This window comes from Thermoanaerobaculia bacterium, from assembly GCA_035260525.1.
In the GTDB taxonomy this organism is placed as follows: Bacteria; Acidobacteriota; Thermoanaerobaculia; order UBA5066; family DATFVB01; genus DATFVB01.
On sequence record DATFVB010000054.1, the window covers coordinates 1 to 23,756 of the forward strand.

Consider the following 23,756-nt stretch of genomic DNA (forward strand, 5'->3'; position numbering starts at 1 on the left):
GGCGGACGGAAGGAAATCGCGATCTCCTGTCCGGAGCAGACGCTCCTCTTCGACGAGCGGAACGATCCGGCCGAGGAGCGTCCCGCCCGGGGACCCGCCGCCGATCCGGCGCTCGCGGCCGCGCTCGGACGGTATCTCGGCCAGCGAAGCGCGCAGGTCGTCCCGATGAAGCTCGCCTCGAAGCGGCTCGCGGCGCTCCAATCGCTCGGGTACCTTCGCGGCCGCGTCGAAGCCGCTCGGGGCGCGAACAAACCCGCGCCGACGACGTTCGGCGTCTACGATCGGAAGAATGCGACGTTCTATCTCCGCTATTCGAACGCTCCCGGGAAAGCGGACCAGGTGAGGCCTTTCGGGGAGCCGGGCGACCTTCCGGTCGTCGGCGACTGGGACGGTGACGGGACGACCGATCTCGGCGTGTACCGCCTCTCGAACCGCACCTTCTACATCGAGTCGCGCAATGGAGGCGTCCAGGCGATCGCGGCCGCGGGCATCCCGAAGCGCGGCTTCGAGGCGCCGCGATCCGGCGACTGGGACGGCGACGGCATCGACAACCTGGGTCTCTATCGGCCGGCGCGAGGGTCGCTCCATTGGATGCTCGCGAATCATCCCGGCGCCGAATGGCAGGCGATTTCCGGCGGATCGCCGGGGTCGCTCGCCGTTCCGGGAAAATGGCGTTGCAGCGGCCGGAGCGGACTCGCGTTCTTTCGCCGCGACGAGGGGATCTTCCATTTCAACGAGCCGAACGTCGCGGCGGCCGACGTGCCGTTCGGCCGCCCGGGAGATCTGCCGGTCGCGGGCGACTGGAACGGCGACGGTACCGTCACGATCGGCGTGTATCGGCCGGCGACGTCGACCTTCCTGCTTCGCAACAGCCTCTCGCCCGGTCCGGCGGATCTCGTCATTCCGTTCGGTACGCCCGGATCCGTCCCGGTCGTCGGCCGGTGGGCGCGTTCCCCCCTCGCCGCGGCCGTCCGCGTGTCGGACCGGGGCCTGGCGCGGACGGCTCGGGAATGACGGGCGCCAAGACGGGGCATTGAGCCGGCGGATGTCTTCGGGCACGATGCGAACGATGGCGAAAATCGGCGGAAGCCGGGCGTGGGGAGTCCTCGGCGCGGCGGCGCTGTGGCTCATTCCGGTGCTCGCGATCCTTCCGCTGCGCGCCCGCCGGCGCGCCGACGAGAAAGCCTCGGCCTGGCGCAACACCGGTCCGGTCCAACCGGACGGAGAGGTGCGCTCCCCCTCGCGAGCCGCCAACGTCGCCGCGCTGACCGACCTTCCCTACATCCTGCAGGCCTACGATCCGAACCGTTCGTCGGGCGTCGTGATCGACCGGAAAGGGCTCCCTTCGCCCGGTCTGAATTTCTTCTTTCCCTGGTCGTGGAAGTCCCCGCGCGCCTATCTGATGGATCTCGACGGGAAGATCCTCTGGCGATGGTCGCTCGACGAATACGTCAAAGGCCATCCCTGGCTCGAGAACGCCGCGCTCCTTCCGGACGGCTCGGTTCTCTTTTCGCTCAAGGACCGCGGGATCGTGAAGGTCGACCGCGCATCGAAAGTGCTCTGGGAGGCGCCGATTCACGTTCACCACGACCTCTGGCCCGGCGAGGACGGCGCGATCTACGCGTTGAGCCACGAGGCCGCCGTGGTGCCCGACATCCACCCGACGCTTCCGATCCTGTCGGACGCCGTCGCGATCCTCGATGCCCGGGGGAGGATCGAAAAGACGATCACCATCCTCGACCTGCTCCGCCGCTCCGGCTACGCCTACCTCCTCCCGCGCCTGCAGAACGTCGCGATCCCGGCGAAGAACCGAGTTCTCGACGTCTTCCATCTCAACCACGTCGAGCCGCTCGACGGAAGCCTCGCGTCTCGGTCGGACATCTACAGGAAGGGCAATCTCCTGATTTCGATCCGCAATTTGAACGCGATCGCGATCGTCGATCCCGGGGCGGAGAAGATCGTCTGGCTCTGGGGACCCGGCAACCTGACGTACCAGCATCATCCCCGCATGCTCCCGGACGGGAACATCCTCGTGTTCGACAACGGAACGCAGCGATCCCAGGTGATCGAGCTCGATCCGCTCACCCAGCGCGTGGTCTGGCGCTACGCTCCCGACGGGTTCTTCTCGGCGCTCGCGGGCGGCGTCCAGCGGCTCGCCAACGGAGACACGCTGATCACCGAGTCGATGAAGGGCCGCGCTTTCGAAGTGACGCCTTCCGGCGCGAAGGTCTGGGAGTACGCCAATCCCGAGATCACGCCGAAGGGGCTGCGCAACGGCATCATCCGGATGGTGCGCGTCGATCCTTCGACGCTGACGTTCCTTGCGCGCCCCGGCCGGGTCGCGGGCGACTCCCGGTCGAGTCGCTAGTCGCGCGCGCTTTCTCTCAGCGCGCCGGCATGAGCGGGCCGCGGAGAAACCTGGAAGAGCTCGGCGTAGACGGCGCCGCCGCGTTGCCGGAACGTCCAGCGGCGAAAGGAGGCGCCCGAGGCCGTCAACGCCGCCCGAAATCCCGCTTTCGCCGGCGACGGGACGAGGCCGATCAGGAAGAACCCGCCGCCGTCGACCATGTCGCGCCACGGGCGGTGGCCGGGCGCCATCGACTCCGTGGCGCCCCAGAACACCTCCGTGGGAGCGGCTTTCCCGCCGGACAGGACGAACACGTTGTTGGCGAGTCCCCACGTCAGGACCCGCGCGGCAGCGCCGGGCGCCCGCGACGCGAGCGTCGCCGAGACTTCTTCGATCGCGTCGGACCACGCGCCGACGCCCCCCGTTCGGCGGATCCCCGCGATCGCGCGCACGTCCCAGGAGAGACACAGCGCGGCGAACGGGATCCCCGCCGCCGCGAGGAGCGCTCTCGCGGGGGGGTACCCGAGCGCGAATCGCCGGAAGCCGAGCACCGCGGCCACGGCGGCGACCGGCACGGCGGTCACGAGGTGGTGCTCGACCACGCGGAGCCGCGACGTGAGCATCGCGAGCGCGAAGAGGACACAGGCGAGCGCGCTCGAACGGCGCCATGCGGCCTCGCCGTGCGTCTCGCGGACGGCCTTCGGAAGGAAAAGGGCCATCGCCACGCCGGTCACCGCGAGGGCGGCGGCGAACACGATCTCGGCGGGAGGGACTCGCGGCCCGGCCCAGATCGCCCGATGCTCGCCGTCGGACAGGAGCGTCTCCGCGAGCAGGGGAAGCCGGACGAATACCCGCCCGAGAAGGGGAAGGCGGCCCTGGCTCGCGCTTTCCATGAACCGGAGGGTCCCGCCGCGGGTGATCGCCTCGTACAGCAGAACCGGGGCGGCCCCGGCGCCGAATCCGAGGGATGCGACGAGCCCGTGCTCCCGGATTTCACTCCAGGCGCCGGGAACACAGGCGAGGAGAGAGATCGCGATCGCCGCGAGCAGCCAGAGGAAATTCAGCCGTCCCCAAACCGCGAGACCGGCGGCCATGCCGAGGAGACAGGCCGCCCGGGCGGACCGGGCCCTCAGGAAGCCGGAGAAAGCGAGCCCCACGAGGCCCAGGGTTGCGATCCATACCGCCACGACGTTGTTGTCGTACACCGTCTGGTCGAGGATCGCCGGATGAACGGCGATGAGTGCGCCGGCCGCGGCGGCGACGCCGGACGAGATCTCCCGCTGGAGCGTGCGGGAGATCGCCCAGATTCCCGCAGCGGCCAGCAGGACGGCGAACCCGCGGACGACGCCCGCTCCCGTTCCGAGAACCGCGAACGGCAACAGCATGAGGTACCCCTTCACCGGTCCGAGATACGGCAGATCCATGATCGGCAGCCGCCGGCCGCCCGCGGGAATCCACGAATGCCACTCGTGCGCGAAGGTCGGCTCCGCCGGCGTGGCGAGCATCTGAACGGCATCCCGGACGACGAGCGCCTCGTCGTAATGGAGTCCCGGCTCGCTCCAGGGGAACGCCGCGGCCACGGCGAGATACAGGAGCGCCGACGACAGCGGGATCGCCCACGGCCGCCGGCCGGGGGGGGGCGAGCTCACGCGCTCCGGCGCGGATTCGGGAGGCTTCGGATGTTCTTCGATCTCGGTTTCCCGGCCCCGGCAATATTATCGCCAGCCTTTCCCGCAGCTCGGCGAGCCGGCGGCGTCGGCATTGGTGTTGCTCGGACTCCTCTCGATGGAGCATGCCGACGTCGTGATCGTGGGCGCCGGAGCGGCGGGTCTCGCCGCCGCGCGCGACCTTTCGGGGACGGGGCTGAGGGTCGTCGTGCTCGAGGCGCGGCAGCGAATGGGGGGGAGGATCGAGACGGTTCGCCCTCCGGGTTGCGCCGTTGCGGTCGAGCTCGGCGCCGAGTTCATTCACGGGCAGGCCGAGGAGACTCTGCGGGTGGCCCGCGCGGCGGGGGTGCCGGCCGTCGAGATCCCGGACGTGCACTGGCGAAGGACGCCGCGCGGATTCGAGACGCGCGATTTCTGGGGAACCGTCGCCCGCGTCCTCTCGCGGGTGCCCAAGCGCGGAGACCGGAGCGCCGCGGAGTTCCTGCGTTCGCTCCGCCGGGTGGCGCCCGCCGATCGCCGGCTCGTCCGCTCGTTCGTCGAGGGCTACCACGCGGCGCCGCTCGACGCGATCAGCGCGCGCTCGATCGCCCTCGATCGGGAAGATGCGGCTCCCGGCGCAAACCCCCAGTTCCGCATCCTCGACGGCCAGGACCGGCTGATCGAATGGCTCGCCGCGGGATGCGATCCGGACACGACGTCGATCCGGACGGGAACCGCGGTCGCGCGCGTCGACTGGACCGCCCGAGGCGTCGCGCTCTCCGACGCGGGCGGCCGCTCGATTCGAGCCGCGGCCGCCGTGATCACCGTTCCGCTCGGGGTGCTCCACGCCCCCGCCGGATCCCGCGGCGCGATCCGGTTCGTTCCGGATCTTCCCCCCGCCTTCCGCCGCGCGCTCGGGAAAGTCGCGATGGCGTCGGTCGTGAAGATCACGCTCCGGTTCCGCGAGGCGTTCTGGGAACGCGACGGATTCCTCGAGCGGAGGCTGAGCTCGCGGCGCGCCGCGGACCCGGCGAGACTCGTCTTCCTCCATGACGCGGAGGCCGCCTTTCCGACGTGGTGGACGGCCGCTCCGGCGCGCGTTCCGCTCCTGACGGCATGGGCGGGAGGGCCCGCCGCGGCGGCGCGGCGGGCGCGGGCCGTGCCGCCCGAGGAGGTCGCGATCGAGACCCTGGCGCGGCTCCTGCGGATGCGGCGCGCGGAGCTCGAGTCGCAGCTCGCGGCCGCCTGGCGCCGCGACTGGACGGCCGACCCTTTCTCCCGGGGCGCGTACAGCTACGCGCGGCCCGGCGGCGCCTCGGCCGCAAGAGTGCTGGCGCGGCCGGCCGGCGCGCGCCTCTTGTTCGCCGGAGAGGCGACTGCCGCCGACGAGACCGGCACGGTGGCGGGAGCCCTCTCGAGCGGGCGCCGGGCCGCCCGCGAGCTCCGGTCGATCTTCCGCCTCGGGCGCGTCGGCGAGGCCCGTCGATGAGCGATCCCGATCGCCGCGGCGTGTCGGGACCGGCGGGACGGACGGGACCGGCCCGCGGCGCGCCCCGCGCCTCTTCGAGGAGACGAGCGACGGCGTCATCACGTTCGACGCCGACTGGCGCATGACCTCGCTCAACGCCGCCGTGGAGAAGATCAACGGCGTCCCCCGCGAAGACGTCCTCGGGAAGGTGTTCTGGGCGGAGTTCCCGGGCGTGCTCGGGGCGGACATCGAACGGGAGTTCCGGCGCGCCGCGCGGACGCGGGAGCCGATCGATTTCGAGGGCTACTACGCGTCCGGCGAGCGCTGGTTTCAGTTCCGGGTGCGGCCCGATGCGGGCGGCGGGATCTGGATGCTCCAGCGCGACGTCACCGCGAGGAAGAGAAACGAGGAGATTCTCCAGCGGCGCGCGGCCGAGATGGAAGCGGTGCTCGCGAGCATGCCGGACGCGGTGTACATCGGCGACGAGCACGGCATCACGAAGTCGAACCGGCTCGGGTGGGAAATGCTCGGCTACGAGAGCGACGAACGGCTGCGCGAGAGCCTCCCGCGCCTGGTGGAGCGCATCGACGTTCGCCACGCGGACTCCGGGGCGCGCGTCGCTCTGCGGGACCTCGTCTACTCTCGCGCTCTCCGGCTTCGCGATGGAGGGTGACGTCCGGCAGAGCCTCGACGCGGGTTTCTCCGCGTACCCCACGAAGCCCGTGAACTTCCGCCGCCCCTACGACGCGATCGAAAAGCTGATGGCCGAGTCCGACGAGAGGGGACGGCGCGGCCCACGTTCCGTGGTCGCCTCCAGTCCGCCGACGAGCCGATCACGTCGGAGAAAACGAAGCATACTGATAATTGGCGGAGGAGGAGGGATTCGAACCCCCGGTACCCGTCAGGGTACAGCGGTTTTCAAGACCGCCGCATTCAACCGCTCTGCCACTCCTCCGCCACGAAAGTCTACGCCGAATTGGATCGTTGTCCCGGCCTGCCCTTTTCTTCAGCGAGAAGCGCTTCGCGAACGCTCAAAGACTCGGCCTGATCTCGCGAGCCGGTTACAGCGTATCCGCGAAACATACAACGGCGAGGCGCGGCGAGGCGCGAGCCCGGCCGGCTCGATGCATCCGCCTTCGCCCTCCTTCGCCAAGGCTTCGGAGGGCTTCGGCGCGACAAGTCGCCGCGCCGGCAACGCCGCGAATCGAAGACCTCCGGCGATCAGTTATGACAACGGCGAGGCGCGGCGAGGCGCGAGCCCGGCGGGATGCGGGTCGCCGTCCGGCGCCTAAGGCGTACCGACAAGCGTACGTCGTGGCGACGGCCGGCGGCACGCGCCCGCCCGGCTCGATGCATCGCCGCGCCTGCCTACGCGAGGTCCCAGTCCGTGTGGGGCTTCTTGTTGAGCACGATGTAATCCCAGACGAGACCCGGGTAGTTCCGCTCGACGTGGTGGATCGAGCGGAAGAACGGCGTGAGGAGCCGGTTCAGGCGCGGAAGGTTGTAGAGCGGGACCGAAGGGAAATAGTGGTGCTCGAGGTGGAAGTTCGAGTTCACGTACGCGAAATTCCAGAACCAGGAGTTCTTCATCAGCGTGCCCCACTTGGCGGGGTCGTCGCGGTCGATGTCGTAATGCTGGCCGAGGCGGTTCAACGCGAACGCGACCGGGAACACGAGGAAATACGGGACGAGGTAGACGCGCGCGACGACGCCGAACCCGGCGAACGTCCAGACGGCGGCCGCGACGGCGAGATGGAGGAGGATCGTGGCGTTGCGCTCCCGGCGGATCGTCCGCTGGAGCTCGGAGGGATACGTGCGCGTCTCCTCCTTCGCCGCCCGGAAATAGATGAAGAAGAGCGCGGGGGTGAAATAGAGGATCTTGAGCCACCGCGCGTTGATCTTCGGCGAGAGGTGATGGCGTTTCGGGTCCGCGGTTTCCGACCCGAGCTCCGTGTGATGGGTGAGGTGCCACCGCGAGAACTGCGACGCCGAGATCCCGGACGGAAACGCGTAGAGGAGCCCGAGAATCCGATTGGCGCGGTCGTGCCGTCCCATCCAGACGTCGTTGTGGATCACGTCGTGGAGGAGCACCGTGAAATTGAAGAGCGTGAAGCCGGCGACGACGGCCGAGGGTATCCAGACGAGCGGACTCGGGAATCGCGCCGAGACGAACGTCGCGGCGGCGAGGATCAGCACCTGCCGGATCGCGACGGCGAAATGGCGCCACGGCTCCTTCTGGTGGAGCCGCTTCAGGTCGTCGTGCGGGATCTCGCGCGCGAGCCGCGCGCGGAGCTCCGCCGTGTGCCGCGCCCAGTAATGGGCGCTTTCGGGACGAGCTTCTTCCGAGGGCGCGCGGGCGGCCATGGAGAGCAATTCTCTCACATTTCCGCGGTATATTGGCCTCGATGGCGACCGCGCGAGACACCCGCATCTTCACGTTCGAAGACGCCCGACGGCTCGTGCCCCAGGTGCGCGAGATCACCCGCGAAGCGATCGAGCAGCTCGCCGCGATCCAGCTCGCGATCGACGACGTCGACGCGGGAGAGAAGGAGCTCACCGGAGAGGAGCTCCAGGGCGCGGCCGCCGACCTCCTCGATCGATGGGCGCAGAAAGTCCGGTCGCTCGGCGCCGAGGTGAAGGGGCCGTGGCTCGTCGACTTCGACTCGGGCGGCGGGTACTACTGCTGGAAATGGCCCGAGGAAGGCCTCGACTACTTTCACTCCTACGAAGAAGGTTTCGCCGGACGTCTCCGGATCCAGTAGCGGGAGGATTCGCAGCGGCTGGGCTCAGCCCCGGCGGATTTCCGTCGATCCCCCCATGTAAGGCGCGAGCGGCGCCGGGATCTCGACCGACCCGTCCTCGCGCTGGTAGTTCTCGAGAATCGCGACGATCGTCCTCCCCACGGCGAGCCCGGAGCCGTTGAGCGTGTGGACGAACTCCGGCTTTTCCGATTCCGACGGTCGGAACCGGATGTTCGCGCGCCGGGCCTGGAAGTCGGTGAAGTTCGAGCAAGAGGAGATCTCGCGATACGTGTCCTGGCCCGGCAGCCAGACTTCGATGTCGTAGGTCTTCGCGCTCCCGAATCCGAGATCGCCCGTCGAGAGCGACACGACGCGGTAGGGGAGACCGAGCCGGCGAAGCACCTCTTCCGCGTGGCCGGTGAGCCGCTCGAGCGCGTCGAACGACTCCTCCGGGCGCGAGAAGCAGACGAGCTCCACCTTGTCGAACTGATGGAGGCGAATGAGGCCGCGCGTGTCGCGCCCCGCCGCCCCCGCTTCGGCGCGGAAGCAGGGGGTCCCCGCGACGTAGCGGATCGGGAGCCGCGAAGCCTCGACGACCTCGTCGCGGTGGATGTTCGTCACGGGGACCTCGGCGGTCGGGATCAGGTAGTAGTCGCCCGCGCGGAAGAGCTCCTCCTCGAACTTCGGGAGCTGGCCGGTCCCGAAGAGCGAGTCGGCGTTGACCATGAACGGCGGGAGGACCTCGGTGTAGCCGTGCTCCCGGGTGTGCAGGTCGAGCATGAACGCGGCGAGCGCCCGCTCGAGCGCCGCTCCCGCGCCGAACTGGAGCGAGAATCGCGCGCCGGCGATCTTCGCCGCGCGGTCGAAGTCCAGGATCCCCAGGGCCTCCCCGATCTCCCAGTGCGGCTTCGGCGCGAACGCGAAGGAGCGCGGAGTCCCGACGCGGCGTTCTTCCCGGTTGGCCGATTCGTCCTTGCCGCGGGGGACGGAGGCGTCGGGGGCGTTCGGAACGCGCGCTTCGATCTCGGCGAGCGCGGAGTCGGCGGAGGCCGTCTCCTCCTCGAGCGAGCGGATCTCCTCCTTGAGCGCCTTCATCTCCGCGATCCGTTCCGGCGAAGGCTTCTCGCGGATCGCGGTCAGCTCGTTGCGGCGGCTGCGTTTCGCCTCGAGACGCGTCACGGCGTCGCGGCGCCGCGCCTCGAGCTCCGTATACGAGGCGAGGTCGACTCCGGCGTAGCGCTCCGGCATCTCCGCGGCGAGCCGCGCCGCGTGCTCGCGGAGAAACGCGCGTGCTAACATGAATCACGGATTGAACAACGCCCCGCCGGAAAAATCAATGAAGACGCCCGACGGGCGACCCGGCCGGGACCCGTACGCCCTCTCCGGCGAGCCCCCCGCGCGCGCGGACGTCTCCGCCGTCGTCGTGAACCGCGACGGCGGGCTCGCTCTCGAGCAATGCCTCGAGTCGCTCGTGGCCCAGCGCGGCGCCGCGATCGAGATCCTCGTCGTCGACAACGCGTCCGCGCCTTCCGAAGCGCGCGCGATCCGGGAGCGGTTCCCGTCGGTGCGCGTCGTTTCGCTGAGCGCCAACCTGGGCTTCGCCGGGGGCGCGAACGAGGGGATCGCGCGCACGTCCGCGGACCTCGTCCTCATCGTCAACAACGACGCCCGCCTGGCGCCCGACTACGCCGCGCGCCTCGCGGCCCGGATGTCGTGCGACGACCGCCTCGCGGGCGCGCAGGGCGCCGTGCTGCGCGAGGACGGGCGGACGATCGACACGGCGGGCCTCTCCTGGAACGCGCGCGGCGAGGCCGTCCCGCTCTGGGCCGGCGAGGACCGCTTCACGGCGACGATCGAGGCGATCGAGGTGCCGGGCGTGTCCGCGACCGCGGCGATGTACCGGCGCGCGGCGCTGCTCGACGTCTCGGCGGGGGGGCGCGTCTTCGACGACGCGTTCTTCGCCTACTACGAGGACGTCGATCTCGCCCTTCGCCTCTCCCGCCGCGGATGGCGCTTCGCGCTCGACCCCGAGGCGATCGCTTTCCATCGCGGCTCGATGACCGGCGGCCGGACGCCGTGGAAGAAGGCGCTCTGGATCGCGCGCAACCGCTGGCGCACGCTGATCAAGAACTTCGACCGCGCCTTCCTCCGGCGGCGGCTCCGCGACCTCCTCCGCGCGGACCTCGCGCACGCACGGGCGCTCGGAGCCGCGGGGTGGCTCCTTCCGGTCATCGTCTGGCCGGCGGCCGCGTGGAACGCGCTCTCGTCGCGGCAGGACGCATCGCTCCTGACGGGTTTTCCCGCGGCGCTGCCGGGCGTCCCGATGAATAATCGTCCCTGATTTGATCTCGATCCTCGTCGTCTCCTGGAACTCGGGCGCGGATCTCGAGGACTGCGTCGGCAGCCTCGCGGCCGCCCGCGCGCGATCGTCCGTTTCGGCCGAGCTCGTCGTCGTCGACAACCGCTCCGACCTTCCCCCCGGAGAGGAGATCCGGCGCCTCTGGCCCGACGTCCGCCTCGCCGTCCTTTCGGAAAACATCGGATTCGGGCCGGCCGTCAACCACGCGGCGGCGCACGCCCGCGGCGAGGTTCTCCTGCTCGTCAATCCCGACGCCCGCGCGAGCGGCGATCCCTTTGCAGCGATCACGGCGGCGTTCGACGCGCATCCCGACTGGGTCGCGGTCGCCCCGCGCCTATGGGACGCATCGGGCGATGCGTCCCAGGGAGGGGGAGAAGAGAGGCAGGAGACGTTCCAACTGCGCCGATTGCCGACGCTTCGCCAGGCCTTTCGCGAGCTGCTCCTGATCGACCGCGCCTTTCCCGGAAACCGCGGACGCGTCCGCGACCGCTACCTCGACCGGGACCGAAGCACCTCCTTCGAGGTCGAGCAGCCGGCCGCCGCGGTGCTGGCGATTCGTACGGACGCCTTCCGCGCGTCCGGCGGCTTCGACCCCCGGTTCGTGCCGGCCTGGTGGGAGGACGTCGACCTCTGCGCGCGGCTCCGCTCACTCGGAAAGATCGTGTATTTCCCGGATGCGGTCTTCGCGCACGCGGGAGGCGCGGCGATGCACCGCCTCGGATACGACCGTTTCCTTCCCGTCTACTACCGCAACGCGATCGCGTACTGGCGCAAGCACCGCGGTCGCGCCGCGGTCGTCGTCTTCCGCGGACTCGTCGCGGCGGGAATGGTTCTTCGCGCGATCCTCCTCCCCTTCCGCAGAAATCCGCCGCGTCCGCGCCGCGAGTCGTTCCGGGCCTACCGGCGGGCGTTCCGGATGGCGCTCTCGTGAGCGCCCGCCCGGTGGCGCTCCTATGAGCGCCCGCCCGGTGGCGCTCCTATGAGCGCCCTACCCGACGTCTCGATCGTCGTCGTGTCGTACGACTCGGGCGCGGACCTCGCCGTCTCGCTTTCCGCGGCGGCCGGGCAGGAGGGAGTCGCGTCGGAGATCCTGGTCGTCGAGAACGGCGATCCGGCGGTCTCGCGAGAGCTCGCCGCCGCGCACGGCGCGCGGTTTCTGCCGCAGCCCGAAAACCGAGGATTCGCCGGCGGCGCGAACGCGGGGATCGCGGCATCGGCCGGACGCTACGTGCTGACGCTGAATCCGGACTGCCGGCTCTCTCCGGACTTCTGCGCCGCCCTCGTGCGGCGTCTCGACGACGCGGCGGACGCGGGGTCGGCATCGGGAAAGCTCTTCCGCGCCGAAGGAGCGGAGCTCTCGCCCGCCGCGGTGCTCGACTCGACCGGTATCGTGTTCACGGCGGCGGGACGCCACTTCGACCGGGATTCCGGCGGGGCCGACTCGGCGGACGGCGCGCGCGAACGGGAGATCGCGGGCGTCACCGGCGCGGCGGGGTTTTACCGTCGCGCCGCGCTCGATTCCGTCCGAATCTCGACCGGCTGGTTCGACGAGGACTTCTTCCTCTATCGGGAGGATGCCGATCTCGCGCTCCGGCTCCGCGCGGCCGGGTGGCGCTGCCTGTACGTGCCCGAGGCCGTCGCGTGGCACCGCCGCGCGAGCCTTCCCGATCGGCGGGGCGGGATGAGCCCCGTTGCGAACTATCACTCCGTGAAGAACCGATTCCTGCTGCGGATCAACAACGCCCCGGTCCCGGAGTTCCGGCGGGTGCCGACTCTTCTGCGCGACCTCGTCGTCCTCGCCGCGTGCGTGACCGTCGAGCCCTCCTCGCTCCGCGCGTTTTCCTGGCTCGCGCGGAATCGGCGGCGGCTGCTCGGCAAGCGGCGTGAGATCGCGGCGACGAGCCGTCGAGGGGCGGCGCCGAGTGGTCGGGGGACGGCGTCAAAGCCGTCGGGGGATGGCGGGAAGCCGTCGGGGGATGCCGGGAAGCCGTCGGGGGATGGCGGGAAGCCGTCGGGGGATGGCGGGAAGCCGTCCAGGACGTCGCGATGAAGATTGCGATCCTCGGCACCCGCGGGATTCCCGCACGCTACGGCGGCTTCGAGACGTTCGCCGAGGAGGTCTCGCGGCGGCTGGCGCGCCGGGGCCACGACGTGACGGTCTATTGCCGGAGGCATTACACGGACCCGTCGCTCACGCGCCTCGGCGACGTCCGCCTCGTCGTTCTGCCGACGATCCGCACCAAATACCTCGACACGGTCGTGCACGCGTTCCTCTCGGCCGTCGACGCCGCGCGCCGCGGCTTCGACGCGGTGCTGTTCTGCAACGCGATCACCGCGGCGTTCTGCGGTATCCCGAAGCTCTCCGGAGCGCGCGTGCTCTTGAACGTCGACGGGCTCGAGCGAAACCGGCGGAAGTGGAGCGCGGCCGGCCGCGCCGCCTACGCCATCTCGGAGCGCCTCTCGACGTCGCTCCCCGACGTCGTCGTGACGGACGCCGAGGTCATCCGCCGGTACTACGCCGAGACGTTCGGGATCGACCCGCTCGTCATTCCGTACGGCGGCGACCTCGATCCGCCTTCAGGCGCCGAGAGCCTCCGGCGCTGGAATCTTTCGCCCGGCGCGTACTTCCTCTACGTGTCGCGGCTCGAGCCGGAGAACAACGCGCTCGCCGTCGTCGAGGCGTACCGCGCCGCGAAAGGAAACCTGCCGCTCGTCGTCGTGGGAGACGCGCCTTACGCGGCCGACTACATCGCGCGCGTGAAGGCGGCGGCCGATCCGCGCGTTCTCTTCACCGGCGCGGTCTACGGCGAGGGATACCGCGAGCTCCTCTTCCACGCCCGGGCGTACGTGCAGGCGACGGAGGTCGGCGGGACTCATCCCGCGCTCGTCGAAGCGATGGGAGCGGGGAGGATCGTCGCCTACCACGACTCTCCCGAGAACCGGGAGGTCTGCGGCGGAGCGGGGCTGCCGTTCGACGCGCGCCGCCCCTTCACGCTCACCGCGATCTTCGACGCGCTCGTGGACGATCCCGGCCCGGCGGCCGTATTGTCGGACAAGGCGAGAGCGCGCGTCGAGGAACGCTACCGCTGGGAGGCCGTCACCGATGCCTATGAGAAGGCGCTCGCGCAGCCGGCGAAGTTCGGGGGCTGAGGAGGCGAGCGGTGGAGCGGGTCCTGACACGCGGCCGCCCTCTCGGCCCGCCCGGCGCATGATGAGGAAAGGGTTGCAGGACCGGTGCGCGGCGGGCGGCTCCGAGAGGGGCGACCGCGCGTCACCCGCTGCCGCTCGCGACGGGAGGTCGCGAACTTCGGGCAGACGCTCGCTCGCGAGACCAGTGGAGGCGCGCACTCACGTTCGCGCGGCGGTCAGGCGCTCGCGCAGCCGGCGAAGTTCGGGGGCTGAGGAGGCGAGCGGTGGAGCGGGTCCTGACACGCGGCCGCCCTCTCGGCCCGCCCGGCGGCGACGCGGTAGACTCGCTATCGCATGTTGAGACAGCGCGCACGGGCGCTCGCCGGGGCGCTGATCGCGGCCGACCTCCTCCTGACGGCGGTCTCGCTCGGCGCCGCGTACCTCCTCCGCAACCACGTTCTGCGCGCGCTCTGGCCCGGCGCCTTCGCCGGTCCGCTCTATCCGTTCTCGAGGTACCTCCTCCTCCTCGCTCTCGTCGTCCCGGTCTTCGCGCTCTGTCTCGTCGCGGTCGGTTTCTATTCGAGCCGCCGGACGCTTCCGCTCTGGGAGGAGCTCTGGGCCGCCGCGAAGGCCGTCTTCTTCGGCACCGCCACGGTCGCGCTCCTCGTCTACGCGCTGCGGCTGACGTACGTGTCCCGCCCCTTCCTCTTCCTCTTCGCGCTCGTCGACTTCGCGCTGCTCGCGACCGAGAAGCTCCTGATCCGGAGCACCGCGCAGAGCGCCCGCGCGCGCGGCCTCAATTTCCGGACGGTCGTCGTCGCGGGCACGGGACCGCGGGCCGTCGCGATGGCGCAGTTCCTGGAAGCGCATCCTCACTGGGGGTTCCGGGTGCTCGGTTACCTCGACGACCACGCGGGCGGGGAGATCACGCGCGACGGCCGCTGGAAGAATCTCGGCGAGATCGGCGAGCTCGGCGAGCTGCTCGCGCGGGAGATCGTCGACGAGGTGATCTTCGCGATCGAGAAGGGAAGGCTCGAGGAGTTCGAGGACGCGATGCTCGCGGCCGAGCGCCACGGCGTGCGCTCGCACGTGGCCCTCGACCTCTTCCCGCACGTCATCGCCCGGCCGGTGCTCGAGGAGCTCGACGGCGTGCCGCTCCTGACCTTCACGACCGTCCCGACCAATCCGGTGCTCCTCGCCGGCAAGCGCGCGATCGACCTCGGGCTCTCGCTCGCGCTCCTCGTCGTCACGCTCCCGATCCAGCTCCTCGCGGCCGCCGCGATCAAGCTGACGACGCCGGGACCCGTCCTCTTCCGGCAGACCCGCTGCGGGCTGAACGCCCGGCCGTTCACGCTGCTGAAGTTCCGCACGATGATCGCCGGCGCCGAGGAGCGGCTCTCGGAGGTCAGCCACTTGAACGAAATGTCGGGGCCGGTCTTCAAGAGCGCCCGCGATCCGAGGCGGACGGCGGCCGGAAAAGTGCTCCGCCGCTTCTCGATCGACGAGCTGCCGCAGCTCTGGAACGTGCTGAAGGGGGACATGAGCCTCGTCGGCCCGCGCCCGCCGCTGCCCGAAGAGGTGCTGCGCTACGAGCCGTGGCAGCGGCGGCGGCTGTCGATGAAGCCGGGGCTCACGTGCCTCTGGCAGATCTCCGGCCGAAACGAGATCCCCGACTTCGACCGGTGGATGGCGCTCGACCTGAAGTACATCGACACGTGGACGCCGTTCCTGGACCTGAAGATCCTGATGCTGACCGTGCCGATCGTGCTCACCGGGCGCGGCGCCCGGTAAGCGAGGCAGGCGCGGCGATGCATCGAGCCGGGCGGGCGCGTGCGCCGCGACCCGCGGCCTTAACGTACGCTCTCGGTACGCCGCGGCCGCGGGTCGGGCGCCCACATCCCGCCGGGCTCGCGCCTCGCCGCGCCACAGAGTGTGCGGCATCTGGGCGCAGTCTCCATCGCTCCGGCTGTTCGGCAATTGCAGGAACACTCTCATTCGCCTCGATGTATCGTCGCGGCCGGTGATCGCGAATCAATTACCGGCCTGGGCGATCGAGGCCGCACGGCTCGCGAGGACGGCCGCGCTTCGGATCGTCTCGCCGGCCGAGCGCCGGTGGAGGTCGCTCCGCGGGGCCGAGCCGCTCCCGCCGCTCTGGCTTCGGCGGCACGCGGGCCCGATCCGCGCGTTCTCGCGGGCGGCGGACGATTGTCGGCAGCAGCTCCTGGCGTGGAACGCGTTTGCGCCGGCCGCCTCGATCCTCGATCTCGGCTGCGGCCCCGGAGCGATGGCGCTCTCCCTCCGGGACGATCTCGCGCCTCCGGCGCGCTATCTCGGCATCGACGTGCACGCGCCATCGATCCGCTGGTGCCGCGACGCCTTCGGCGGCGACCGCCGATTCCGGTTCGAGACCGCCGACGTCGCGTCGCCGTTCGGTGCGGGGACGGTTCCCGTCGGCCGGTATCGCGTGCCGGCCGCCGACGGGTCGGTCGATCTGGTGATCGCGAAATCGCTCTTCACGCATCTGACCCGGACGGAAGCGATGCATTATCTCGGGGAGATCCGGCGGGTGCTCGCGCACGGCGGCGCCGCTCTGGTGACGGCGTTCCTCTTCGGCGGCGGCGTGACGGTTCCCGCCTTTCCCCATGGCGACGGCGACTTCCGGTGGAGGATCAGAAATCGCCCCGCCGCGGCGGCCGCGTTCGGGATCGATCGTTTCGCGGAGATGCTCGAGGCGGCCGATCTCTGGATCGAGAAGTCGCTGTTCGGTTTTCATCCGGGAACGGCGCGCGTCCCCACGGGGCAGGACGTCCTGCTGCTGCGGAGGAAGTGGCTGCCCGTCTGGTCCTAGCGCAGGCGAATCCGCAGCACCGTCGTCACCCCGAGCGAAGCCGCTCGCGACGTCGAGGCCTCGGCGAAGGCGGGAGCGACCGGGGTCGAGGAGATTCCTGAAACGAAAAGGGCCGGCTTCGCGCCGGCTCTCGAATATTCGAATCGGTTCTCCGTCTACCGATTTCCGTCCACGTTGACTTTGCCGCCGGCCTTCTCTTCTTCGTCGTTTTCCTTGTACATGTACTTGATCGAGTGCTTCGGGATCAGGAGGTTGGGGCCCTTCTCCCGGTTCACCTTCAGGCACGACTTGTCGTACCACTCGATCCAGCCGTGGATCTCCTCGCCGTCGTTCAAGAGCACGACCATGGGAGTTTTCGCTCCCATTTGCTTGAGGTAGTAATAGTTTTCGGCGTTGGTCTGCTCCGGAGGCGCCTGCTTGCGCTGGAACGAGCGCGTCGGATAGCGGTCCTTCACCTCGGCGAGCGAGGGGCGGATCAGCTTGCGCGCCGTGGGCGCGGCGTCCTCGACCGGAGGCGGGGCGGGAAACCCTTTACGATCGGCCATTGAGACTCTCAGTGGGGGTCAAGGTCGACCCTCCTCGACAGGGAAACGTGTCGTCGTTGGAAAAAATTCTAATGAAGCGTAACGATCGAAAGCAAGCTATGAATCGTGAAGGCGGCCGGTTTCACGATTCATAGGCGAGGCAGCACATCAGCCGGCCGCACATGCCCGAGATCTTCGAGGGGTTGAGCGAAAGATTCTGGCTCTTGGCCATCTTGATCGTGACGGGGTGGAAGGACTCGAGAAACGTCGAGCAGCAGAGGGTCTTCCCGCACGGGCCGATGCCGCCCCGCATCTTGGTCTCGTCGCGAACGCCGATCTGGCGCATCTCGACGCGGAACCCATAGGCCTGAACGAGCTCCCGGACGAGCTGCCGGTAATCGATGCGGTTCTCGGAAGTGTAATAGACAGAGAGCTTTCGCCCGTCGAAGGAGAGTTGTGCCCGGATCAGCTTCATGGGCAGCGCCATGGCCGCGGAGCGTTCGCGGATGAAGTCGAAGATCTTCTTTTCGCGGTCGAGCTTGTTCCGGTGCGACTGCAGATCCGCCTCGCTGGCGGGTCGAACCAGCTTGCGGGCGTTCTTGACCTGGCATCCCTTCGCGATCAGGGGGTGAAGCGACGTCACCTGCGCGAAATCGAGTCCGCCGTTTTCCGGAGACTCGACGATGATCCATCCGAGCTTGTCGAGGCTTTCGCCGCGCGTCTCGCAGAACAGAACGCGGCCGTCCTCGTTTTCGTTCAATCGAATTCCGACGAAATTGCCGCCCGAGTTGTATTTGTTGCCGATCGAGCAACCGCTGCAACCGCTCATCGGGAAACCTTCATGTTCGCGGGCCCGAGCGGGCTGGCCGCGAAGGCTAAGGCGGACGGGCCGCCGGGTCTTTCGTTTTCGGGGCCGCCTGGCGGCCCTCGTCCTACGTCGGTAACTATATCACCCGGCAGAAGAGCGACGAGTTCACAGCGAAGGGATTGCCTCCCGGCGAAAACGGGTCGGTGCATTCAAGTCGTGTTTATTCTGGTACTTAGGTCGCCGGCTCCGCGCTGCGATCGGGGCGGCGGGAGCGGTTGGGGAGGCCCGGCTACTCGCCGAGGCGCCGGCGGAGATCTTCGAATAGCGCAGAGCGATCGAGCGGCGCGATCCCCTCCGTTCCCGCTTCGCCCTGCTGAAAGAGCGGCGGCCAGACGCCCCCTTCCCTGGCCAGGAGGTCCGCCGTCTCGCGCGCCGTCGCGTCGTCGAAGAACAGGACGGCGTCGATGCGCCGGTTGCGGGCGAGCCTCTCGATCGCGTCCTCCGCGGAGCGCGCCCAGAGGATCTCGGCCGACGGCGGAGGCGCGAGATCTCGCGGGCCGTCGGAAGAGACGGCGAGCACGTGGATCATGGCTCGGATTATGCGGCGAAACCCATGTGCTAGATTGCCGGAGATGGCGGGACCGCTCCTGAAATTCGGCACTTCCGGCTGGCGGGCGGTCATCGCCGACGAGTTCACGTTCGGAAACGCCCGGCGCGCCGTCGCGGCGATCGCCGACGTCCTGGAAGTCGAGCACCGGGGCGGGCTCCTCCTCGTCGGCCACGACACCCGGTTCCTCGCCGACCGATTCGCGCGCGAGGCGGCGCAGCTTCTCGCCGAGCGCGGTTACCGCGTCGCCGTCTCGAAAGGTCCCGTCCCGACTCCGGCGCTCGCGTTCGAGACGATCCGGCGAAAGGCCGCCGGCGCGTTGAACTTCACGGCGAGCCACAACCCGCCGAAGTATCTCGGGATCAAGTTCTCCTCCGGCAACGGCGCCCCCGCGCTCCCGGAGGTCACCGGGAAGATCGAGAAGCGGATCGGGGAGCTCGGCGACGTGGACCGTCCCGCCGACGCCGACGTCGAAACGTTCGACGCGGCGCCGGAGTATCTCTCCGCGCTCGCACGCATCGTCGGCGACGCGTCGTTCTCGGGCTTCCCCGTCGCCCTGGACTTCCGATTCGGCACGTCGGCGGGCTATCTCGACGCCTTTTTCGAGCGGGCGGGCGCGCGCGTCGCGAAGATCCACGCCGAGCCCGATCCGCTCTTCGGCGGCCAGTCTCCGCAGTGCTCCGAGAAGGAGCTCGGCGAGCTGGCCGGGGTCGTCCGCAAGCATCCCGGCTCGATCGGTCTCGCGACCGACGGCGACGCCGACCGCTTCGGGATCCTCGACGAGAAGGGGGCCTACTGGGCGGCCAACGCGATCCTGCCGCTGCTGGCGTGGGACCTGTATCGGGCGGGGCGGTCGCGCGGCGGCGCGCCAGGGAAGGCGCGCGGGATCGCGCGGAGCGTGGCGACGACTCATGCCCTCGACGCGGTCGCGAAGAAGTTCGGCGTCGAGCTCCACGAGACGCCGGTCGGGTTCAAGTACATCGGGGAGCTGCTGCTCGAAGGGAAGATCGCGATCGGCGGGGAAGAGTCGGCCGGCCTGACCGTCGAAGGCCACGTCCCCGACAAGGACGGCATCCTCGCCGACATCCTGGTGGCGCGCGCCGTCCGAAGCGCGGGAAAGCCCCTCGGGACGCTCCAGGCGGAGCTCGAAAAGGAGATCGGGCCGTACTTCTCCGACCGTCTCGATCTTCCCATCTCGGAAGAGGAGAAGAAGCTCCTCGCGGAAAAACGCAAGAACCCGCCGTCCCGTTTCGGATCGCGGAAGGTGGAAGGCGTCAACCTCATGGACGGTCTGAAGCTCCTCCTCGAAGGAGGCGGATGGGTGCTGCTGCGCGAGTCCGGGACGGAGCCGATCGCCCGTTTCTATGCGGAGGCGCGTTCCCGGAAGGACCTCGACGAGCTGCTCCGGGACGGCCGGAGCTTCCTGCAGGAGTGAAACGATGTTTCTGATCGAAGACATCCTCGGACGCGAGATCCTCGACTCGCGCGGCAACCCGACGGTCGAAGTCGAGGTGCTGCTCTCGGGCGGCGCGACCGGGCGTTTCGGCGTTCCTTCCGGGGCGTCGACCGGCTCTCGCGAGGCCCTCGAGCTGCGCGACGGCGACAAGAAACGGTTCGGCGGCAAGGGAGTCCGCAAGGCGGTCGGGAACGTCAACGGCGCGATCGCCGAGGAGCTCCGCGGGGCGGACGCGCGCGACCAGGCGCTCATCGACCGGATCCTGATCGAGCTCGACGGAACGCCCGACAAGTCGCGGCTCGGCGCGAACGCGATCCTCGGCGCGTCGGTCGCGTGCGCGAAGGCGGCGGCCGACGCCGCGGGGCTGCCGCTCTACCGGTACCTCGGCGGGGCGGGCGCGTCGACGCTGCCGGTCCCGATGATGAACGTCGTCAACGGCGGCGCGCACGCGGACAACCGGCTCGACCCGCAGGAGTTCATGATCTGCCCGCGCGGGTTTCCGTCGTTTGCCGAGGCGCTTCGCGCCGGGGCGGAGACGTTCCACGCGCTGAAGTCGATTCTGAAGAAGAAGGGGCTGTCCACCGGAGTGGGGGACGAGGGGGGATTCGCTCCCGACGTCTCGTCGGCGCGCGAGGCCATCGAGCTCATCGTGTCCGCGATCGAGGCGGCCGGCTACGCGCCCGGCAAGGAGATCGCGATCGCGCTCGACCCCGCGGCGTCGGAGTTCTTCGCGAAAGGGAAATACCGGCTCGCCGGAGAGGGGAAGACCCTCTCGACGTCCGGCATGATCGACTACTGGGAGGCCCTCGTCGGCGACTTCCCCATCGTGTCGATCGAGGACGGACTCGCGGAAGGCGACTGGGAGGGGTGGAAGGAGATGACGCGGCGGATGGGCGCGAAGATCCTGCTCGTCGGCGACGACATCTTCGTGACCAATCCCGGGATCGTCGCGCGCGGCATCGCCGAAGGGGTAAGCAACGCGGTGCTCATCAAGCTGAACCAGATCGGGACCCTTTCCGAGACGCTCGAGACGGTCTCGCTCGCGCAGCGGGCGAGTTTCGCGACGGTCATCTCGCACCGGAGCGGCGAAACCGACGACGACACGATCGCGGACCTCGCCGTCGCGTGCGGGACGGGGCTCATCAAGACGGGGTCGGCTTCGCGCGGAGAGCGGCTTTCGAAGTATAATCGCCTGCTGAGAATCGAAGACGAGCTCGCGCCGGCGGGTCGTTTCGCCGGTGGGAACGCCTTCCAAAGATGAAAAAAGAAGCCGCGCCGACCCCCCGTCCCGCGCCGAACCCGCTCCGAGCCTTCGCCATCTCCCTCGTTTTTTCCGCGATCGCGTTCGCTCTGCTTCTCATAGGCGACCGCGGGACCGACGCCTGGAAGAAGGCGCAGGACGATTCGCGGGCCCTCAAGGCGCAGGTCGCCGAGCTCGAAGCGGGAAACGCGGCGATCGCCGCGCGCATCGAGAACGCCGAGCACAACTCGTTCGAGCTCGAAAAGGATGCGCGCGAGCGCATGGGCCTCGTCAAGCCCGACGAGATCGTCTTTCTCTTGCCGGCGCCCGCCGCGCCGAAACCTCACCGCCCGACCCCTCCGCTCAACGGAGAGGGGGAACGTTCGAAGTAGCCGGCCTTTCCTTCTCGCTCGATTCGGCACGGCGCCTTCCCGAAGAGAAGCCCCGGACGCCGTAGCGAGAGCGGCCGCGGCGAAGAGCGGCCATCGGCGAAGGAGGCCGTGCGCCGCCGTCCGTCGCGCCGGAGTTCCCCGGAGACGGTCCCCGACGACGAGCGCGGTCGCCGCGACCGCGAGAACGGCTCCCGCGAGACAGAGGGTCCAGACCGCGTTGACGGCCGCCGCCCGGATTCGCCCCGAAAAGGCCTCCTTTCGTCCCGGTCCGGTACGCCCATTGCACCGCATTGCGGGCGAGGAGGCGCTTCATGAATGCGACGGACCTTCTGAAGGAAGACCACGACCGGGTCAGGGAGATGTTCGACGATTTCCGCGATCTCGGTGCGGAGGACCGGCGCGAAAAGCAGCGGCTGTTCCGCCGGATCGCGGACGCTCTCGAGCTCCATGCCGAGATCGAGGAACGGGTCTTCTATCCCGCCGTGCGCACCATCCACTCCGAGGACGCCGAGGAGATCACGCTCGAAGCGTTCGAGGAGCACAAGATCGTCAAGACGCTGATCGGCCAGATCCAGTCCCTTCCCCGCGGCGACGCGCGCAAGGACGCGAAGATGAAGGTCCTGATGGAGAGCGTCGAGCACCACATCGAGGAGGAAGAGGACGAGATGTTCGCCGAAGCGGGCGACCTCGGCAACGAGAAGCTCGAGGAGCTCGGCGACCGGATGCAGACTCTCAGAGCGGAGCTCGCGGCCGGCCGCGGGATCGAGGCGGAGACGCTCGAGGAGATCGGGGTCCGGACGTAACTCTGGCAGCTTCGTTGCAATCGACTTCGCCGTGGGACGGAAGACGGTTTTCCTGATGTTCTTCGCCGTTACGGCGCTTTCGGCTTGCCGGCCGCTCGTCATGACCCCCGAGGCGCGCCAGGTCGCCGTTGCCCCCGATTCGACCGCCGTCGGCGGATGCAAGCTGCGGGGGGAAGTCTTCGCGCTGGCTCCCTTCCGGACGGGCGAGGAACCCGTCAACCAGCTGAAGGTCCGCGCCGAGGGAATCGGCGCCGACACCCTCCTGATCACCCGTGAGGAGCTCGGTCAGACCGCGAAGCAGGACTGGAAGGCGAAGGCCTACCGATGTTCGTCGGCGAAGTCGGCGGAGGTCGGAGCGAGCGCGGGAGGAAGGTAGGCGTGCAGCCCGCTCGGGGTCGGGGGCGCACGGCCCTTCTCATGACATTCCCGCGAAAGCGGGAATCCCGTCGATTGCCCCCCTGATCCACAGTCCTGGACTCCTGCTTTCGCAGGAGCGACAGAAAGCGTGATTACCGCTGTGTCGGGCGCGGGGGAGGCGCGGGAGCGGTCTCCGCTCTCTTGACCGCGGTCCACGAGAAAGAGTCGGGCTCGCCCACGCGCCGCCCGCCCATCCTTCTGCCCCCGCCGCCGCTCACTCCGAACCCGGAGTCCTCTTCCGCGCGGCGTTTCAGCTTCATCTTTCCCGACATGAGGCTTCCCTCGATCGTCCCCTTCGCCGCGAGCGTCCCGTCCTTGCGGTCCATCTGCCAGGAAATCTTTCCCTCGCCGACGCGGAGCCTCTCGAGCTCGCTCTGGTTCCCCTCGTCGTCGATGAACGAACCGATGATCGCCGGGCCTTCGCGCGTGAAGCGCAGGACGCCGTCGACGGTGTGCTCCATGAGGTGGATCTGGATGCCCCATTCGCCCGCGAGCGCCGCGGCTTGCGACGGGTCCGTCGCGCGCGGCTCGGGCGTCGAGGCGCAGCCGGCGGAGAGTATCGCCGCGGCCGCGAGCAGCGCCGCCGAAGCTTGGCGAAATCGCGCGGGTCGAGTCCTGTTCATCGCCGTCCTCCCGGGTCGAAGATATACCCGGGCGGAAGGATTCGCCGGCGCGGGGACTCCGCCGGACGGGCGGATCGCAGCGACCGACCGCAGTAAGATCCGCGGGCATGCGAGCGGTCCTGGCCGGCGGCGCCATCGCCTTTGCGTTCGTTCTGACCGCTGCCGCTCCCGCCGGCCACGCGCCGGCGCCGTCGCCCGACTATCTTCCCGATGCGCAGGGACGGAAGATCGCGACGATCTCGCCTTCCGGAATCGCATCGGCGGCGGTCGTGGTCATGACGGAAGGCGTGGCGATCAAGGAGACCGGGCCCATAGAGACGGTCAAGGCGTTCGGCGAGACGTATCAGT

Annotated in this window: 24 protein-coding genes and 1 tRNA gene; 17 read left to right on the top strand and 8 right to left on the bottom strand. The window is 69.4% G+C overall.

Features of this window, described 5'->3' with window-relative positions; genetic code table 11:
• Both VKH46_02475 and VKH46_02480 read left to right on the top strand, forming a co-directional pair.
• Positions 1-1,014, top strand: a 1,014-nt coding sequence (locus VKH46_02475; GenBank protein ID HKB69678.1) for a VCBS repeat-containing protein, incomplete at its 5' end; no start/stop codon positions are given.
• Between the two features lie 55 nt (positions 1,015-1,069).
• Positions 1,070-2,368: an arylsulfotransferase family protein gene (locus VKH46_02480; protein ID HKB69679.1), complete on the top strand. Its 1,299-nt coding sequence runs from the start codon at positions 1,070-1,072 to the stop codon at positions 2,366-2,368.
• Here the strand turns inward: VKH46_02480 and VKH46_02485 are convergent.
• On the bottom strand, positions 2,365-3,996 hold the full coding sequence (locus tag VKH46_02485) for a hypothetical protein (protein HKB69680.1): 1,632 nt from the start codon (positions 3,994-3,996) through the stop codon (positions 2,365-2,367). The two genes, VKH46_02480 and VKH46_02485, sit on opposite strands and share 4 nt — an antisense overlap.
• A 115-nt stretch (positions 3,997-4,111) precedes the next feature.
• Here VKH46_02485 and VKH46_02490 point away from each other — a divergent pair, with 115 nt between their 5' ends.
• Positions 4,112-5,482, top strand: a complete 1,371-nt coding sequence (locus VKH46_02490) for an NAD(P)/FAD-dependent oxidoreductase (GenBank protein HKB69681.1) — start codon at positions 4,112-4,114, stop codon at positions 5,480-5,482.
• Positions 5,370-6,134: a PAS domain-containing protein gene (locus VKH46_02495; GenBank protein ID HKB69682.1), complete on the top strand. Its 765-nt coding sequence runs from the start codon at positions 5,370-5,372 to the stop codon at positions 6,132-6,134. The genes VKH46_02490 and VKH46_02495 overlap by 113 nt, the downstream gene beginning before the upstream one ends.
• Before the next feature lie 192 nt (positions 6,135-6,326).
• Here the strand turns inward: VKH46_02495 and VKH46_02500 are convergent.
• Both VKH46_02500 and VKH46_02505 read right to left on the bottom strand, forming a co-directional pair.
• Positions 6,327-6,416: transfer RNA gene (locus tag VKH46_02500), tRNA-Ser, on the bottom strand.
• Positions 6,417-6,829: 413 nt separating this feature from the next.
• Complete coding sequence (locus VKH46_02505; GenBank protein HKB69683.1) at positions 6,830-7,825, bottom strand: fatty acid desaturase; 996 nt, start codon at positions 7,823-7,825, stop codon at positions 6,830-6,832.
• A gap of 41 nt (positions 7,826-7,866) precedes the next feature.
• Between VKH46_02505 and VKH46_02510 the strand changes: the two genes are divergently transcribed.
• A complete protein-coding gene (locus tag VKH46_02510; GenBank protein ID HKB69684.1) occupies positions 7,867-8,223 on the top strand; it encodes a DUF2203 domain-containing protein in 357 nt (118 codons plus the stop codon).
• A gap of 24 nt (positions 8,224-8,247) precedes the next feature.
• On the opposite strand, the gene serS is transcribed toward VKH46_02510, so the two are convergent.
• A complete protein-coding gene (gene serS, locus VKH46_02515; GenBank protein HKB69685.1) occupies positions 8,248-9,501 on the bottom strand; it encodes a serine--tRNA ligase in 1,254 nt (417 codons plus the stop codon).
• Between the two features lie 37 nt (positions 9,502-9,538).
• On the opposite strand from serS, the gene VKH46_02520 reads away from it, so the two are divergent.
• From VKH46_02520 to VKH46_02545, 6 genes are all read left to right on the top strand, one after another.
• Positions 9,539-10,543, top strand: coding sequence for a glycosyltransferase family 2 protein (locus tag VKH46_02520; GenBank protein ID HKB69686.1), 1,005 nt, complete (start codon positions 9,539-9,541; stop codon positions 10,541-10,543).
• Position 10,544: 1 nt separating this feature from the next.
• A complete protein-coding gene (locus VKH46_02525) occupies positions 10,545-11,492 on the top strand; it encodes a glycosyltransferase (protein ID HKB69687.1) in 948 nt (315 codons plus the stop codon).
• A 48-nt stretch (positions 11,493-11,540) separates the two neighbouring features.
• Positions 11,541-12,611, top strand: coding sequence for a glycosyltransferase family 2 protein (locus tag VKH46_02530; protein ID HKB69688.1), 1,071 nt, complete (start codon positions 11,541-11,543; stop codon positions 12,609-12,611).
• Positions 12,608-13,711 carry a DUF1972 domain-containing protein gene (locus VKH46_02535; GenBank protein HKB69689.1) on the top strand — a complete coding sequence of 368 codons (1,104 nt, stop codon included), beginning with the start codon at positions 12,608-12,610 and terminating at the stop codon, positions 13,709-13,711. The genes VKH46_02530 and VKH46_02535 overlap by 4 nt, the downstream gene beginning before the upstream one ends.
• 333 nt (positions 13,712-14,044) lie before the next feature.
• Positions 14,045-15,481: a sugar transferase gene (locus VKH46_02540; protein ID HKB69690.1), complete on the top strand. Its 1,437-nt coding sequence runs from the start codon at positions 14,045-14,047 to the stop codon at positions 15,479-15,481.
• A gap of 229 nt (positions 15,482-15,710) precedes the next feature.
• Positions 15,711-16,538 carry a class I SAM-dependent methyltransferase gene (locus VKH46_02545; GenBank protein HKB69691.1) on the top strand — a complete coding sequence of 276 codons (828 nt, stop codon included), beginning with the start codon at positions 15,711-15,713 and terminating at the stop codon, positions 16,536-16,538.
• 155 nt (positions 16,539-16,693) lie between these two features.
• Here VKH46_02545 and VKH46_02550 read toward each other — a convergent pair whose 3' ends face one another.
• The 3 genes from VKH46_02550 to VKH46_02560 form a co-directional block, all read right to left on the bottom strand.
• Positions 16,694-17,083, bottom strand: coding sequence for a hypothetical protein (locus VKH46_02550; protein ID HKB69692.1), 390 nt, complete (start codon positions 17,081-17,083; stop codon positions 16,694-16,696).
• A 121-nt stretch (positions 17,084-17,204) separates the two neighbouring features.
• A complete protein-coding gene (gene ricT / locus VKH46_02555) occupies positions 17,205-17,891 on the bottom strand; it encodes a regulatory iron-sulfur-containing complex subunit RicT (protein ID HKB69693.1) in 687 nt (228 codons plus the stop codon).
• A 268-nt stretch (positions 17,892-18,159) separates the two neighbouring features.
• Positions 18,160-18,459 carry a hypothetical protein gene (locus tag VKH46_02560; protein HKB69694.1) on the bottom strand — a complete coding sequence of 100 codons (300 nt, stop codon included), beginning with the start codon at positions 18,457-18,459 and terminating at the stop codon, positions 18,160-18,162.
• A 43-nt stretch (positions 18,460-18,502) separates the two neighbouring features.
• Here VKH46_02560 and VKH46_02565 point away from each other — a divergent pair, with 43 nt between their 5' ends.
• From VKH46_02565 to VKH46_02585, 5 genes are all read left to right on the top strand, one after another.
• Positions 18,503-19,912, top strand: coding sequence for a phosphoglucomutase/phosphomannomutase family protein (locus VKH46_02565; GenBank protein HKB69695.1), 1,410 nt, complete (start codon positions 18,503-18,505; stop codon positions 19,910-19,912).
• Positions 19,913-19,916: 4 nt separating this feature from the next.
• Entirely contained in the window at positions 19,917-21,194 is a 1,278-nt protein-coding gene (gene eno, locus VKH46_02570; GenBank protein ID HKB69696.1) for a phosphopyruvate hydratase, read from the top strand.
• On the top strand, positions 21,191-21,565 hold the full coding sequence (locus VKH46_02575; GenBank protein ID HKB69697.1) for a septum formation initiator family protein: 375 nt from the start codon (positions 21,191-21,193) through the stop codon (positions 21,563-21,565). The genes eno and VKH46_02575 overlap by 4 nt, the downstream gene beginning before the upstream one ends.
• Positions 21,566-21,876: 311 nt before the next feature.
• The gene (locus VKH46_02580) at positions 21,877-22,368 is read left to right on the top strand and encodes a hemerythrin domain-containing protein (GenBank protein HKB69698.1); all 492 of its coding nucleotides are present in this window, start codon (positions 21,877-21,879) and stop codon (positions 22,366-22,368) included.
• 31 nt (positions 22,369-22,399) lie between these two features.
• Positions 22,400-22,744 carry a hypothetical protein gene (locus VKH46_02585; GenBank protein ID HKB69699.1) on the top strand — a complete coding sequence of 115 codons (345 nt, stop codon included), beginning with the start codon at positions 22,400-22,402 and terminating at the stop codon, positions 22,742-22,744.
• A gap of 133 nt (positions 22,745-22,877) precedes the next feature.
• Here the strand turns inward: VKH46_02585 and VKH46_02590 are convergent, their stop codons facing one another.
• Positions 22,878-23,408: a hypothetical protein gene (locus VKH46_02590; protein ID HKB69700.1), complete on the bottom strand. Its 531-nt coding sequence runs from the start codon at positions 23,406-23,408 to the stop codon at positions 22,878-22,880.
• Between the two features lie 107 nt (positions 23,409-23,515).
• On the opposite strand from VKH46_02590, the gene VKH46_02595 reads away from it, so the two are divergent.
• A partial coding sequence (locus tag VKH46_02595) for a hypothetical protein (protein HKB69701.1) occupies positions 23,516-23,756 on the top strand: 241 nt, incomplete at its 3' end.